General features: G+C 65.2%; 14 protein-coding genes and 1 tRNA gene. 5 read left to right on the forward strand and 10 right to left on the reverse strand.

Features of this window, described 5'->3' with window-relative positions:
- Positions 1-840 (reverse strand): DMT family transporter (locus ACK4HL_RS15595; RefSeq protein ID WP_409761979.1); only part of this gene is annotated, 840 nt, incomplete at its 3' end.
- A 106-nt stretch (positions 841-946) separates the two neighbouring features.
- On the opposite strand from ACK4HL_RS15595, the gene dnaG reads away from it, so the two are divergent.
- The 3 genes from dnaG to ACK4HL_RS15610 all read left to right on the forward strand — a co-directional run bounded on the left by dnaG (position 947) and on the right by ACK4HL_RS15610 (position 5,484).
- Positions 947-2,887, forward strand: a complete 1,941-nt coding sequence (gene dnaG, locus ACK4HL_RS15600; protein ID WP_409761981.1) for a DNA primase — start codon at positions 947-949, stop codon at positions 2,885-2,887.
- A gap of 136 nt (positions 2,888-3,023) precedes the next feature.
- On the forward strand, positions 3,024-5,129 hold the full coding sequence (gene rpoD / locus ACK4HL_RS15605) for an RNA polymerase sigma factor RpoD (RefSeq protein ID WP_409761983.1): 2,106 nt from the start codon (positions 3,024-3,026) through the stop codon (positions 5,127-5,129).
- 67 nt (positions 5,130-5,196) lie between these two features.
- Positions 5,197-5,484, forward strand: a complete 288-nt coding sequence (locus tag ACK4HL_RS15610) for an HlyU family transcriptional regulator (protein ID WP_409761985.1) — start codon at positions 5,197-5,199, stop codon at positions 5,482-5,484.
- 6 nt (positions 5,485-5,490) lie between these two features.
- Here the strand turns inward: ACK4HL_RS15610 and ACK4HL_RS15615 are convergent, their stop codons facing one another.
- A complete protein-coding gene (locus ACK4HL_RS15615) occupies positions 5,491-6,129 on the reverse strand; it encodes a TIGR02466 family protein (protein ID WP_409761987.1) in 639 nt (212 codons plus the stop codon).
- Positions 6,130-6,150: 21 nt separating this feature from the next.
- A complete protein-coding gene (locus ACK4HL_RS15620; RefSeq protein ID WP_409761989.1) occupies positions 6,151-6,606 on the reverse strand; it encodes a host attachment protein in 456 nt (151 codons plus the stop codon).
- A 103-nt stretch (positions 6,607-6,709) separates the two neighbouring features.
- Here ACK4HL_RS15620 and ACK4HL_RS15625 point away from each other — a divergent pair, with 103 nt between their 5' ends.
- Positions 6,710-7,102: a hypothetical protein gene (locus ACK4HL_RS15625; RefSeq protein ID WP_409761991.1), complete on the forward strand. Its 393-nt coding sequence runs from the start codon at positions 6,710-6,712 to the stop codon at positions 7,100-7,102.
- On the opposite strand, the gene ACK4HL_RS15630 is transcribed toward ACK4HL_RS15625, so the two are convergent.
- From ACK4HL_RS15630 to ACK4HL_RS15640, 3 genes are read right to left on the reverse strand one after another with little or no spacing between them, the layout of a single operon-like run.
- Entirely contained in the window at positions 7,099-8,022 is a 924-nt protein-coding gene (locus tag ACK4HL_RS15630; protein WP_409761993.1) for a hypothetical protein, read from the reverse strand. The genes ACK4HL_RS15625 and ACK4HL_RS15630 overlap by 4 nt on opposite strands.
- A gap of 40 nt (positions 8,023-8,062) precedes the next feature.
- Entirely contained in the window at positions 8,063-8,773 is a 711-nt protein-coding gene (locus tag ACK4HL_RS15635) for an SIMPL domain-containing protein (RefSeq protein ID WP_409761995.1), read from the reverse strand.
- 56 nt (positions 8,774-8,829) lie between these two features.
- Positions 8,830-10,284, reverse strand: coding sequence for an AMP nucleosidase (locus ACK4HL_RS15640; protein ID WP_409761997.1), 1,455 nt, complete (start codon positions 10,282-10,284; stop codon positions 8,830-8,832).
- A 54-nt stretch (positions 10,285-10,338) separates the two neighbouring features.
- Here ACK4HL_RS15640 and ACK4HL_RS15645 point away from each other — a divergent pair.
- Positions 10,339-10,414, forward strand: a tRNA-Ile gene (locus ACK4HL_RS15645).
- A gap of 11 nt (positions 10,415-10,425) precedes the next feature.
- Here the strand turns inward: ACK4HL_RS15645 and ACK4HL_RS15650 are convergent.
- Genes ACK4HL_RS15650 through ACK4HL_RS15665 form a run of 4 tightly spaced genes read right to left on the reverse strand, consistent with a single transcriptional unit; the run spans position 10,426 to position 12,786 of the window.
- Positions 10,426-10,785 carry a Lin0512 family protein gene (locus tag ACK4HL_RS15650; protein WP_409761999.1) on the reverse strand — a complete coding sequence of 120 codons (360 nt, stop codon included), beginning with the start codon at positions 10,783-10,785 and terminating at the stop codon, positions 10,426-10,428.
- Complete coding sequence (locus ACK4HL_RS15655) at positions 10,785-11,135, reverse strand: Lin0512 family protein (protein WP_409762001.1); 351 nt, start codon at positions 11,133-11,135, stop codon at positions 10,785-10,787. Before ACK4HL_RS15655 ends, ACK4HL_RS15650 begins: the two co-directional genes overlap by 1 nt.
- Before the next feature lie 26 nt (positions 11,136-11,161).
- Positions 11,162-12,004 carry an alpha/beta fold hydrolase gene (locus ACK4HL_RS15660; RefSeq protein WP_409762003.1) on the reverse strand — a complete coding sequence of 281 codons (843 nt, stop codon included), beginning with the start codon at positions 12,002-12,004 and terminating at the stop codon, positions 11,162-11,164.
- A gap of 17 nt (positions 12,005-12,021) precedes the next feature.
- The gene (locus tag ACK4HL_RS15665) at positions 12,022-12,786 is read right to left on the reverse strand and encodes an SDR family NAD(P)-dependent oxidoreductase (protein ID WP_409762005.1); all 765 of its coding nucleotides are present in this window, start codon (positions 12,784-12,786) and stop codon (positions 12,022-12,024) included.
- Between the last annotated feature and the right edge of the window lie 84 nt (positions 12,787-12,870).

Raw genomic sequence — 12,870 nt, forward strand, 5'->3', positions numbered from 1 at the left:
GGCGAGCGCGAAGCCCACCCAGCCGAGGGGCGGCATCTCCTCGCCCAGCATCGGCCAGGCCAGCAGGGCCGAGAGCGGCGGCACCAGGTAGAAAAGGGAGGAAACCCGGCTGACCTCGCCCGCCCGGATCATCGCGAGCAGCAGCGAGATGGCGATGATGGAATTGCCGATCACCAGATAGGCCAGGGCGCCGACGAAGGGTGGGTTCCACTCGAAATCGAAGCTTTCCAGCGCAATCGCAACAGGCAGGGTTCCGGCGAGGCCGGCGGCATATTGCACGGCGTTGGAGGCGAGGGGATGGTGGTTCTTCCCGAAGCGCTTCTCCCAGAGCGTTGCCGCAGTGATGGCGAAGAGGGCGATTACCGCGGCTGCCACCCCCCACGCATGTTCCGCTTCCACGCTCGAGCGCGAGACAATCACGGTCGCCGCGCCGGCGAGGCCCAAGCCCAGGCCAGCCCAGCGCATCAGGCCCACCTTCTCGCCCGCAAAACGGGGCGCGAGAATGCCGACGAGGAGTGGTTGCAGGCAGACGATGATGGCAAGTCCCCCCGCCGAGACTCCCGCCTTGAGGCCGAGATAGGAGAGCCCGAAATAGACGGTCTGGATGAGGAAGCCGACCAGAGCGAGGTGCCCCCAATCCGCCGCCTTGCGCGGCAAGGGCGGCCGCATCGCGGCGAGCAGCGGCAGGATGATGGCGAGCACCAGCCCATAGCGGAGTGACAGGAAGCTCAAAGGCTCGGCATGGGCGATCCCCAGCTTCGCCACAGGGAAGCCGGCCGACCACAGGAGCAGGAAGATGAAGGGAGCGGCGATCAGCCAGATTGGTTTCTTGCCGGGCATGGAGGGACCATAGGGTTGCCCATTCTCCCACGCCATCCTCACAAGGCGCCGGGCGGCCATGATCGGCCGCCATGACATCGCCGGGGTCTGCTGCTAGTGATGAGACATGCGCGTTCCCCCTTCATTCCTGGAAGACATCCGCGGCCGGCTGCCGATTTCCTCCGTCGTCGGGAGAAAGGTCACATGGGACCGGCGCAAATCGAATCCGGGCAAGGGCGATTACTGGGCCTGTTGCCCCTTTCACGGTGAGAAGTCGCCCTCCTTCCACGTGGACGACAGGAAGGGACGCTACCACTGCTTCGGATGCAAGGCCTCGGGCGACATCTTCACCTTCCTCGTCGAGAAGGAGGGACTGAGCTTCCCGGAAGCGGTCGAGCGGCTCGCGGCGGAGGCGGGGCTTCCGATGCCCGTCATGTCCGAGGCGGAAGCGCGGCGCGAGGAGCAGCGCGCCAGCCTCTACGACGTGATGGAGATGGCCGCGAGGTTCTTCGAGGCCGAGCTCCAGTCCGCCCGGGGCTCCCGCGCGCGGGGTTATCTGGCCGACCGGCAGCTCTCTCCGGCGATCCAGAAGGAGTTCCGTCTCGGCTATGCACCGGACGACAGGGCGGCGCTGCGCACCCACCTGGCTGACAAGGGCATCACGGTGGAACAGATGGGCGAGGCGGGCCTCGTCGTTTCAGGGGAGGGGATCGCCGTCGCCTATGACCGCTTCCGTGACCGGGTGATGTTCCCCATCCGTGACCCGCGCGGCCGGGTCATCGCCTTCGGCGGCCGGGCGATGTCGAAGGACGTCCCGGCAAAATACCTGAACTCTCCCGAAACCCCGCTCTTCCACAAGGGCAATGTGCTCTACAATCTCGACAAGGCACGGGGGCCAGCCCACGAGCGGGGCACGATCATTGCGGTCGAGGGATATGTCGACGTCATTGCCATGCACCGCGCCGGATTGCCGCAGGCCGTGGCGCCGCTCGGCACGGCGCTGACGGAGGACCAGCTCCGCATCCTGTGGAAACAGGCCGCGGAACCCGTACTCTGCTTCGACGGCGATGCTGCCGGGCTCAAGGCCGCCCACCGGGCGCTGGACCTGGCACTGCCGCTTCTCGAGCCGGGTCATTCCCTGCGTTTCGCCTTGCTGCCGGAGGGCCAGGACCCGGACGATCTCTTGAAGGCGCAGGGACCGGACGCCCTGCGCGCAGTCATCGAGACCGCCCAGCCGCTCTCCGACATGCTCTGGCAGCGGGCGCTCACCCAGAACGACCGCTCGACGCCGGAACGCCGCGCCCAGTTCGAGCAGGAATTGAGAAGTGTTCTCAATAGTATAGCGGATGATGTTGTGAGAAAGCATTATCTTGCGGAGTTCTCCGAGCGGGTGCGGGGCCTGTTCCGGCCTGCAGGCGAATTCCGCAGCCAGGGCGGGCGCCGCCAGTTCGGCGCGGTCGGCGGCAGGCGCCCGTTCAAGCCTGGCGTGCGGCCCTGGGATGTTCAGCAGCCGCCCACCGCCCAGCTCAAACGGCTCGCCGGGCAGCCCGCTTTCCAGTCAGGCGCCGAGCGACGCGAGAGGCTCATCGTGCTGACCCTGATCAATCATCCAGAGCTCCTGCACGAGTTTCTGGACGAATTCGCGAGCCTTGAAATGACGGTCCCGGAGCTTGACTCGCTCCGTACACAAATCATAGATAGCGCGGCCCTGGGGTCCGGCCTTGACGGAACGGACCTGCGGGGCCACCTGAAGCACGTGGGTTCGGGTCCTTTGCTGGACCGATTGGAATCCCAGGCGAAACGGCTGAACGAATGGTTCCTTGGGAGCGGGGCTGCGCAAGATGACGCCCGCACAGGCCTCCGTCAGATGATCGCCCTGCACCGGAAAACCGTGACCCTCGAGCGGGAGCTCCGGGCGGCCGAGGCCGCCTTCGCTGCCGACCCGACGGAGGAGAAGCTCAACGCGCTCAAGGCGGTGCGCGAGCAATTGTCGTCCCATGCGGGATCGGAAGCCCAGATCGAGGGCTTCGGCGCCGCGAGCGGAAGGCCGATTGACGCAATCACCTGAGGGGCGCCCGAAAAACCGGGTTTGGGTCTCAATCTTGGGGTTAATGCGCGCTTAACAGCCCGCCTCCTAGGTTTTGACCGCGAATCACAACGCTGCTATGGCGGTTCCCCCGCCTCGCAAGATCAAGGACTTGTTCATGGCTCGAGCCCAAGTGCGCGCACCCGCCCCGGACGATCAGGAAACCCCGACCGCGGCCGACGAAACCGAAGCCCCCGAGGCACAGGGCGGCGACGGCTCGGACTCGCCCATCCTCGATCTCTCGGATGCGGCCGTCAAGCGGATGATCAAGCTCGCCAAGGCGCGAGGCTATGTCACGCTCGACGAGCTCAATGCCGTGCTCCCCTCGGAGGAGACGAGCCCCGAGCAGATCGAGGACATCATGGCGATGCTCAATGAGATGGGCATCAACGTCGTCGAATCGGAAGAGGAGTCAGAGAACCTCGCCGCCAAGGTCGAGGCCGAGGCAGAGGGCGAGTCGACCGAGACGGCCCTCATCAAGGTGGAAGCCGCCAAGACCCCGGCCGACCGGACGGATGATCCGGTGCGCATGTATCTGCGCGAGATGGGCCAGGTCGAGCTTCTCTCGCGCGAGGGCGAGATCGCCATCGCCAAGCGCATCGAGGCTGGCCGCGAGGCGATGATTGCAGGGCTCTGCGAAAGCCCGCTCACCTTTCAGGCCATCATCATCTGGCGCGACGAGCTGAACGAGGGGAAGATCCTTCTCCGCGACATCATCGACCTCGAGGCCACCTATGCCGGCCCCGACGCCAAGAAGCAGGGCCCGGTGCAGACGCCCGCCCCCTATGTTCCGCCCAAGGAAGAGGTGAAGAAGAAGGCCGAGGCCAAGCGCGCCGAGGCCAAGCGCGCCGCCGCCGCGATCCGCCGCCCCTCGGCCGACGACGAGTTCGGCGACGTGCTGAGCCCCGAGGATTTCGACAAGCCGCAGGTCGAGGAGGAAGATGACGAGGAGGGTGACGATCTCGGCGTGTCGCTCTCCGCGATGGAAGCGGAGCTGAAGCCCAAGGTCCTCGAGATCTTCGACACCATCGCCCGCAACTACAAGAGCCTGCGCAAGCTGCAGGACCAGGAGGTGGCCGAGGGCACCGAGCTGTCGCCCTCCCAGGAGCGGCGCTACAAGAAGCTCCGCGAGGAAATCGTCGCCGAGGTGAAATCGCTCTCGCTCAACAACGCGCGCATCGAGGCGCTGGTGGAGCAGCTCTACGACATCAACAAGCGCCTCAACGCGCTGGAGGGCCGGCTCATGCGGCTCGCCGAGACCTACAAGGTGCCGCGGCCCGAATTCCTGAAGGAATACCAGAGCCACGAACTCGACCCCGACTGGCTGAAGCGGGTCGGCCGGCTGGCCAAGTTCGGCTGGAAGAAGTTCGTCAACGACGAGAAGGAATCGATCAAGGTCATCCGCGACGAGATCTTCGAACTCGCCACCGCCACGGGGCTCCAGATCCCGGAGTTCCGCCGCATCGTCGCCATGGTGCAGAAGGGCGAGCGCGAGGCGCGGATCGCCAAGAAGGAGATGGTGGAGGCGAACCTCCGCCTGGTGATCTCGATCGCCAAGAAATACACCAACCGCGGCCTGCAGTTCCTGGACCTGATCCAGGAGGGCAACATCGGCCTCATGAAGGCGGTGGACAAGTTCGAATACCGCCGCGGCTACAAGTTCTCGACCTACGCCACCTGGTGGATCCGGCAGGCCATCACCCGCTCGATCGCCGACCAGGCGCGCACCATCCGCATCCCCGTGCACATGATCGAGACGATCAACAAGATCGTGCGCACCTCGCGCCAGATGATGCACGAGATCGGCCGCGAGCCGACGCCGGAAGAGCTTGCCGACAAGCTCTCGATGCCGCTCGAGAAGGTGCGCAAGGTGATGAAGATCGCCAAGGAGCCCATCTCGCTCGAGACGCCGGTGGGCGACGAGGAGGATTCGCACCTCGGCGACTTCATCGAGGACAAGAACGCCATCCTCCCCATCGACGCGGCGATCCAGGCGAACCTGCGCGAAACCACGACGCGGGTCCTGGCCTCGCTCACGCCGCGCGAGGAACGCGTGCTGCGCATGCGCTTCGGCATCGGCATGAACACCGACCACACGCTCGAGGAGGTCGGCCAGCAGTTCTCGGTGACCCGCGAGCGCATCCGCCAGATAGAGGCGAAGGCGCTCCGGAAGCTGAAGCACCCGAGCCGCAGCCGGAAGCTGCGGAGCTTCCTCGACAACTGATCGGGCTGGTATAACGGGATGTGATTTTATAGACTTAGCGCATCACCCGGCCAGCGGAGGGCCAGCCATGTCATTTCTGAAGAAGCTTTTTGGCGGCGGCAGGTCAGCGGATTCCGGGCCGAGCAAGCCCAAGAAGCAGGTCGAGTACAATGGCTATCTGATCTCCGCCACGCCCTACAAGGAAGGTGGGCAGTGGCAGACCTGCGGCACGGTCTCGAAGACTCTCGACGGCATCGCGAAGGAGCACCGCTTCATCCGCGCCGACCGGTTCGCGGACGAGGAGGGCGCCGTCGATCACTCCATCATGAAGGGACAGCAGATCGTCGATCAGCTCGGCGACCGCATCTTCGACTGATGGCGCTCAGGCGAGCACGTAATTGAAGCTCACGCTGATGCGGTTGCCCTCCGCCCGGTTCAGCGGCACCTCGTGGCGGAGCCAGCTTTCCCACAGCATCAGCGTTCCGGTCTCGGGCCGGAAGGAGACGTGCGACTTGAACTCCCGCGGCAGGGTCTGCTTTCTCGGCGGCGCGGCCATCATGAAGCCCAGGCGAGGATCCTCGTAGACGATGGGGCCCGCGCCTTCGGGCACCGCGACGTAGTATGTCCCGCTGATCACCGAGTTGGGATGGATGTGGGAGGTGTGCGAGCCGCCCTCGGGCATCACGTTCACCCAGAGGGAGTCGACACGGGGCTTGGTTCCGCGCAGGTCCCAGTGCAGCTCCTTCGCATAGGCGAGGCAATGCCGGTCGATTGCCTTCACCAGCTTCCGGAACTCCGGGAAGCGCCAGGGAAGATCGTTCAGCGAGGCATAGGACGTATAGCCCGGATAGCCGTGCTTCTCGCACCAGCGCAGGCCGGCTGCATCATCGACCGCGAGCGACATGCACAGCGCCTCGACGGCGTTGTTGAGTCTCTCGGGCACGATCTTCTCCGCCCGGTAGATGCGGGTGACGAAGAGATCGTGCGTCTGCGCGGCGGTCGCCTTCTTCTTCTCTGACATGCCCTTCCGTTAGCGGAGGGCTCAATCGCCTTCAAGCGCCTTGACGACGATGGCGGCGACGTCAGACGCGGCGTGCTTTGTGAGATCCTTGTTGATCTCCATCAGCGTCGCCTTTTGCAGCTGCTGCGAGGCGGCCTTGCGGTAGACGCCCAGCGCGACCGGAGGTGCCACGACGATGAGTTCCTCGAACTCCCCCGCCTTGAGGTCCTTGTCCATGTCGTCGGCGATCTGCATCACGAAGCGATCTTCCGCCTGCTGGTGCAAGTCGGTCTGCTCCGATGCCGAGCGCGCCATGCCGACGCTTTCGTTCACCCGGGCAGGCTTGTCGGTGCCCTGCTCGCGGGTGGGAGGGTTGTCATGGGCATAGACCTTGAACTGCTGCAAATCCGGCTTTCCCACCTGTCCGGCGTTGCGGAACACGATGGCGCGGCCCCCGTCGGTGACCAGAACCCGGGCGTTGTGGCGAAGTCGCTTCATGTTTCAAACCTCCGTAAGTGAGACAAACAAGACACCGGCGGATGGGTTCCCGCCTTGCGAAAGATCAATTATGAAGGCGCTTTAGAGGGGACAAGTTGCCAGAATGCGCAGGCTTTTCAACTTCGAGAAACGAACCGAGCCGGTTGCAAGCTCCACGGTCTTCTTCAACCGGCTCTCGCGGAATGCGTTGTGGTCCGCGGTGGTCGTGGTGCTGTCGTTGCTGGTCGGTTCGACAGGCTACATGTATTTCGAAAGCATGCGGGTGGTCGATGCCTTCGCCAATGCCGCCATGATCCTCTCCGGCATGGGGCCGCTCAGCCCTCTGGTGACGGATGGCGGCAAGATCTTCGCTGCGCTCTACGCAATCGTTTCTGGGCTGCTCCTCTTCGCCATCGCGGGCCTGATGCTGGCGCCGGTCTATCATCGCATCCTGCATCGCTTTCACGTCGACGGGATCGAGGCCGAGGGAGAACGGAGCCGCAGCAGGCGGCGCTAGGCGGGAGTGAGGATGAGATCCGGCGGATAGGCGGCGGCGAGCCTCCGGCGCGCCGCCATCGCGGCGCCGAGGTCCGTCGCGTTGATCACGGCAAGCCTGAAACCGCCGGGCGGCATGGGATGGTCCTCCGGCGGCTTGTCCTCGTGGAAGGTGATCTGCAGGCTCTGGACCTCCGGCATGGCACGCAACTCCGCTTGCAGACCAGGCGGCGGATGGGAGTAACGCCGGCCATGCACTGCGAAGAGTGGAACCGAAAAGCCGTTCCTTCGCTGCCCGTCGGCGAATTCCCAGTGTCCCTTGTCGTAGAGCCCGACGACCGCCTGGACCCAGCCTTGCCCATAAAGATCGCACCACTGGTCGGCAAACCTGAGATGAGCCTCGATGATGGTGCCGCCGATCGTTTCGAAATTCATCATGCCGGTGTAGCCGCGCATGTGCCGTTTCACCCAGCCGGAGAGCTTCTCCTCCAGTTCCGGGAAAGGGGCGGCGTGGATGGTCCAGTGGCGGAACATGCCGTCAGCCGCAGCGACGCCGGTGGCGTGCCGTATCCAGCAGATGAGTCCTTCGCGCACGGCGCAGTCGGTGGAGACGTGATCGCCCTCGAGCAGCGGCATCCACATGTGGCCGGGCTGGTAGGAATGATCCATTTCCGCCGCGCTGCCTATCGCACGGCTGCCCAGCCCCATGCCCTTGAGGTTGACGATGGGTTTCGAGAACACCGGATAGGAATCCGGCGGAACCCCGTGCGGCCCGCAGGCGAGGCCCTGCGTCTCCGCCACCTTGAGCTTGTCATAAATCCAGCGGCGGTCGGGAAAGAGCAGCCAGCAATCGGGATCGTCCACCGGAATGAGCACATGCTCCGGACACGGGACGTGTTCGAAATACTGGAGCCGCCACGGGTCTCGCTCGAGCACCGGCATGGGCGGAGACTAGCATGGCTGTCCCTTGCCGCAATCGGCCTCAGCGGATCTCCCATGTGATGTTCACGTCGATCGAGAGCGTCTGCTCGCCCGCCGCCACCGGAACCGGAGCGGAGGCGGCCTCGGCCATCATCGCCTTGCCGCGCATGAACGGCACCGGCGGCTCGAGCGTCATGCCTTCGCTGATCGACATGACGGGGCCTAGCGTGACGCCCATCGCACCCGCGTAGAGCTTCGCCTTGCGGGTGGCATCCTCCGTGGCGAGCTTGCGGGCCTCGTCCAGCGCGGCATCGGGTTCGGACACCTGGAAGGATATACCGTGAATCTGGTTGGAGCCGGCCTGCACCAGCCTGTCGAGCAGTGTTCCGAGGTCTCCGATCTTCCGGAGCGTGACGGTGACGTTGTTCGAGACGTCATAGCCAACCAGCCTGGGCGGCTGCCTGTCCTGGAAGTCGTAGCGCGGCTGCACGGTGAAATTCGACGTCTGCACGTCCTTCTCGGCGATGCCTGCCTCCTTCAGCGCCGCGAACAGCGCCGTCATGGCGGAGGTGTTGGCAGCGAGCGCCTCGGCGGCGGTGGCGCCTTGGCTGAACACGCCGGTTGTGACGAAGGCCAGGTCCGGCGGGCTCTTCACTTCCCCGTGGCCGACGAGGGAAATGGTGCGGGGCATCCTGGCCTCATCTGCAAGGGCGGGCGTGGCGAAGGCGGCGAGCGCAGCCAGGGCGGCTGCGGCAAAGGTGAGACGCTGCATGGGGTTCTCCTTCCAGTGGTGACTGGATCGTATGGGATTGCGGCGCCTTTTTGACGTCAGCGGAAGGGCGGCTCGTCGAAGCTGCGGAGCTTCCGGGAGTGGAGCTGGCCGACATTGCCGCGCAACAGTTCGATGGTCTCGAGCCCGATCAGCAGGTGCTCGCCCACCGCGCGGTCATAAAAGGCGTTTGCCGCGCCGGGGAGCTTGATCTCGCCGTGGAGCGGCTTGTCGGAGACGCAGAGCAGCGTGCCATAGGGCACTCGCAGCCGGTAGCCCTGGGCGGCGAGCGTTCCGGATTCCATGTCCACTGCGATGGCGCGCGAGAGGTTGATGCGGCGCAGCTCCTGGCTCCAGCGCAGTTCCCAGTTACGGTCGTCGTTGGTCACCACGGTGCCGGTGCGCAGCCTCTCCTTCAGCGCATCTCCACGCTCGCCGGTCACGCGGGCCGCAGCCTCCTGAAGCGCCACCTGCACCTCGGCAAGGGCCGGGATGGGGATTTCCGGCGGAACGAGGGAATCGAGAATGCGGTCCTGGCGCAGATAGCCGTGGGCCAGAACATAGTCGCCGATGCGCTGGCTCTGGCGGAGCCCCCCGCAGTGGCCGACCATCAGCCAGCAATGCGGCCTCAGCACCGCGAGGTGGTCGGTGATGTTCTTGGCGTTGGAAGGGCCGACGCCGATGTTGACGAGGGTCACGCCACCCTGGCCGTCGCTCCGCGCCAGGTGGTAGCCCGGCATCTGGAAGCGGTGCCAGTGCGAATTGGCGACGACGGCCTCCGCCTCCGCCGCGTTCATGCCGCGCGTGATCTTGCCGCCGCCCGGCAGATGCAGCACCCCATAGGGGCTCTCGGCGGCAAGCTGGGCGATGCTCCACTTCACGAACTGGTCCACGTAGCGGTGATAGTTGGTGAGAAGGATCCAGGGCTGCACCGCGCGCCAGTGGGTGCCCGTGTAGTGCTGCAGCCGCTTCAGCGAATAGTCGACCCGCACCGCATCGAAGAGGGCCAAGGGCAGCGGCTGGCCTGGCTCGTGGTGCCAGAGGCCGTCGGCCACCTCGTCACCGACATGGGAAAGCTTCGGGGCTGGAAAGTGCAGCGCCAGCTCCGCCGCCGTGACACCGTTGCGGCCGAGATCGTCGCCCTGTTCCAGCACATAGGGATAGGGGATCTCCTGGTCCGACTGGTCGACACCGATCGAGGCGCCGTAATCCTTCACCAGATAGCGCAGCTGCTCGGTGAGGTATCGGCCGAAATGCTCGGGATGGGTGATGGTCGTGGCATAGCTCCCGGGGCTCTGGAATTTTGCATAGGCCCTGGCGATGCGCGGCTGAACACCGCCTCCACGGTAATCGACCCGTAACTCGGGATAGCAGAAGCGCCGCCGCTCATCATCGCCCGGCGGCTCGCGGGTGTCGAAATAGCGCTCGAGGCAGGTCTTGAGGCTGCTCGTGGCCTCGCGGTGGAGCTCGATCAGGCGGGAGACGGCGGCTTCGGGCGAAAGGTCGTTGTTCATGCCGCCGAGCCTATAGCATGCGGCGGAGATTTGCTGTAGCCATGCCCGCCGTGGGGGCCCATAGCTCAATGGTCAGAGCTGACGGCTCATAACCGTCTGGTTCCAGGTTCGAGTCCTGGTGGGCCCACCACGTCCGGCCCCTCAGGTAAGGCCGAGGTGGGTCTCCAGGTCGAGCCTCACGGCGACGCCGGCGGTGGCGATGACGGAGACGCCGCCGCGTTCCTCGTCGGGAACGTCGAGGCCGCCCTTCACCACCTTCACCGTCACCTGGCCGTGGGGAAGGCTTGCGGCCACGGCGGCCTTGTCCACCTTCTCCGGTTGCTGCACGCCGATCGTCACCTCGATCTGCATGGTCTTCGGATCGACGCCGAGCGTTCTCAGGAAGGGCAGGGAGGAATGGTGGATGCAGTCCTGGACGGCGCGCAGGGCCGCCTTGGTGTAGTCGCCGCCATGCATGTCGTTGCCATGGCCCATTTCGAGGATGATGCGCTTCAGTGCCATCACGTCTTCTCCGGCATGTCGAGATAGACGATGGCCGCGGCATTGGCCATCAGGGTGAGGTTGGTGCCTTCGTCGTTCATGATCTCGAGGCCGCCCTCGACCACCTCGACGGAGGACTTGCCGTAGGGCAGCACGGCGGCCACCGCCGCCCTGTCCACCTTGTCGGGCTTCGGCACGCCGACCAGCACCTTCACGTGCATGTCATGCGGCTTCTGGCCCACCGCATTGGCGATGGTGAGCGAGTTGTGCCAGAGCGCGTCCTTCAGCGCCCGTATGGCGGCCTTGGTATAGTCGGCCCCGGTAAGGTCCGTTCCCATGCCGAGTTCGACGATCATGCGTGTGAGCGCCATTCGTGGTTCTCCAGTTCCGTTTTCCGTCACGATGAGAGGAAGGCCGAGACTTCCGCGTTGAAGCGGCGCGGGTTCTCGAAAAACATGAAGTGACCGCCGCCTTCGTCCTCCTCGTAGATCGAGGCCCGGGCGTTCGGGTTGACGGCCGCAATCCATTCCTGCGATTCCGCCGAGAAGATGCTCTTGCGGCCGCCGATGACGAGTGCCGGCAGCCGTGTCGCGGTGATCACGTCCCGCCAGTCGTTCAGGCAATGGTCGAAGAGCAGGTCCGCCGCCGCCATGCGGGGCATCTTGAGGTTCTCGCCTGCGATCCAGCGAAGATCCGCCTCGGGCAGGGCCGGGGTGAACATGCCCTTGAGGATGGCCATGGTTCCCTCCACCTCCTGCGTGCCGCGCACGGCGTCACAGAAGCCGGCGACCGATTGAACGTCCGGCAGCAGGCAGCCGTATTTCCGCTTCACGTCCTCGTTCCAGCCGGGCAGGGCCGCCACCATCGGCGCCTGGTCGACGATGACGAGGCGGCGCAGCTTCGCGGGCCCGAAGAGGTCCAGATAGCTCCAGATGATGGAACTCCCCATGGAATGGCCGAGCACGTCCACACCGCTCAGTCCGAGCACGTGGATGACCTCATCCAAGTCCTTGGCGAGGCGCTGGATGCGGTGACCGCCTTCGGCGTTGGGGCTTTCGCCGTGGCTCCGCATGTCGAGGGCGATCACCCGGCGGTGCTTCGCCAGGTCGTCGATGTTGCGGCCATATTCGGCGGCCGACTGGGACCAGCCGGGTATCATGATGAGCGGCTGGCCGCGCCCGGCCTCCAGCGCGTGCAGAACCGCACCGCCGGGAAGCTCGATCTTTCGGCTCGTGGGCATGATGTCTCCCCCTTCCCTTAGAGCTGAACGCCCTTGGTGAGGGCGCCATCGATCACCAGGTTGGTACCCATGGTGAAGCTCGATGCGGGGCTGGCGAGGAAGACGATGCCCTTGCCGATCTCCTCCGGCGTCGCCATGCGGCCGGTGGGGTTGAGCGAGAGGGCCTGCTTGAACAGGTCCGGCAGGTTCTGTTCGATGTAGTGCCAGATGCCGTCCTTGAAATAGACGTTGCCGGGCGAGACGGAGTTCACGCGGATGAGCTTCGGCGCCAGCTTGTGCGCGAGGCCGTGGGCGTAATGGATGAGTGCCGCCTTGAACGCCCCATAGGCGGGAGTGGTGAAGTCGATCTCGCGGCCCGAGACCGATGAGACGACGACGATCGACGGCCACTTCGACTTTTCGAGGTGGGGGAGGGAGGCGTTCACCGTGCGCACGGTGTGCATCATGTCGATCTCGAATTCGGCTTGCCAGGAAGCCTCCGTATCCTCGGCGGCGGCAAGAGCGGAGACATTGGCGATCACGATGTCGATACCGCCGAGTGCCTTCGCACTTCCCTCAACCCAGGCTTCGAGTGCGGCCTTGTCGCCGACGTCGATTGCCCGCCCGAAGGCCTTCACCCCGGCGGATTCAAGGCTTGCCACGGTGGCCTTCACCTCCGCCTCGTTGCGGGCGCAGACAGAGACATTGGCGCCCTCCGCCGCGAAGATGTCAGCGGCCCGCCGGCCGATGCCTTTGGTGCCGCCGGTGACCAGCACGTTCAAACCCTTGAGCCCCAGATCCATTGCCGTCCCTTCCCTGTGTGTTTGCGCCTGCGAAGATCGTTCGCCGGTCGTCGCGAGCCTCGATCTGGCTCTGCACGTCCCGTG

It is taken from the genome of Aestuariivirga sp., assembly GCF_046294715.1.
Taxonomy (GTDB): Bacteria; Pseudomonadota; Alphaproteobacteria; order Rhizobiales; family Aestuariivirgaceae; genus Aestuariivirga.